This window comes from Mesorhizobium sp. M7A.F.Ca.ET.027.02.1.1 (assembly GCF_004022985.1).
Lineage (GTDB): Bacteria > Pseudomonadota > Alphaproteobacteria > Rhizobiales > Rhizobiaceae > Mesorhizobium.
In genome coordinates this window covers 1-1,173 of sequence record NZ_RZOL01000776.1, presented here as the reverse complement: position 1 = coordinate 1,173, position 1,173 = coordinate 1, and the positions used below count along the sequence as shown (strand labels likewise).

Genomic DNA, 1,173 nt, shown 5'->3' with positions numbered 1-1,173 from the left:
CCCTTTACAATCATTGCACCGCAAGTTGATCGGCCGGTCCAACGGCAGGGCAACGAACTCGGGCTGACGGGTTTCTTCGGAGCCTTCGCCCGCCATTGGCTGACGGAGCATCAAACGAAAAACCCGCCTGTGCGGCGGGTCACTGGCGCAAATCAGCACCATGGACAAAAATGTACCATAGCTGAGGGCATGGAGTCAAGAAAAAATTCCTATTACCGCCACAAGGCTGCCGGCACCGCCGAGCTGTCGTCAGGTCTTTTGTCAAGCTGAGTGCGGGACCCTATGGCCAACGGCGCCGTCGTTGACAGCGGCGGCGGCATGCGTCCACTATTTCGCGGCACGGGAGGATCGTGAAAGCAATGGCGGAAGTGTCCCTGGTCTTGATCGACCGGCTGCTGGCGATATCGCGGGCGCTTGCCGGCCATATCGATCCCGGCACGGCGTTCCGAGCGACAGCCATTGAGATCGGCTCGCTCATCCCGCACGATCACATGGATCTGGCGGTGCTGTCGCATGACGGCCGCCGGCACGCCTGTTACGAAGCCGGCTTCCACACCAGCTGGAGCGAGCTAGCCCAGCATCCGCTGCCGACCGAAGTCAGCCCGATCCGCTCGGTGCTGTGGGGCGAAGTCCCCTATCTGCTCGCCGACGATGCGTTGAGCGACGAGCGCTTCCATTTCGCCACCGCCATCGATGGTCCGATCTTCGCCGCCAGGCTGCGCAGCCGCATCGTCGTGCCGCTCAGGGCGCGCGGCGGCATCATCGGCGCGCTCAACATCAGCCGGCACGAGGTCGACTGCTACACGCTTGCCGATGTCGCGGTCGCCCAGCAATGCGCGGACCTGATCGCGCCCTACATCTTCGCGCTGATCCAGACCGAGGAGGCGCGCCGCGCCATGCTGGCCGAGAGCGAGGCGCGCAACCGGGTCGAACTGCTGCGCGTCGGCGCCTCGCAATTGACCGAAGGCATGGAGCGCGAACGGCGGCGCATGGCCATGGACCTGCACGACCAAACGCTTGCCGATCTCGCCCGCATCGCGCGCCAGCTTTCGGCCCTTCGCGGGCAAGGCGTGGCGCGGGCAGCGCAGCTTGCCGATCTCGAGCATGAGGTCGCCGGCTGCCTGACGGAACTGCGCCACATCGTCGACGACATGCGGCCGAGCGTGCTCGAAC

Annotated in this window: 2 protein-coding genes; both read left to right on the top strand. The window is 65.1% G+C overall.

The features are described from left to right. Window positions 1-270, top strand: a 270-nt coding sequence (locus EN749_RS38395) for a hypothetical protein (protein ID WP_210214762.1), incomplete at its 5' end; no start/stop codon positions are given. Between the two features lie 89 nt (window positions 271-359). Next, a partial coding sequence (locus EN749_RS36060; protein ID WP_245491589.1) for a histidine kinase occupies window positions 360-1,173 on the top strand: 814 nt, incomplete at its 3' end.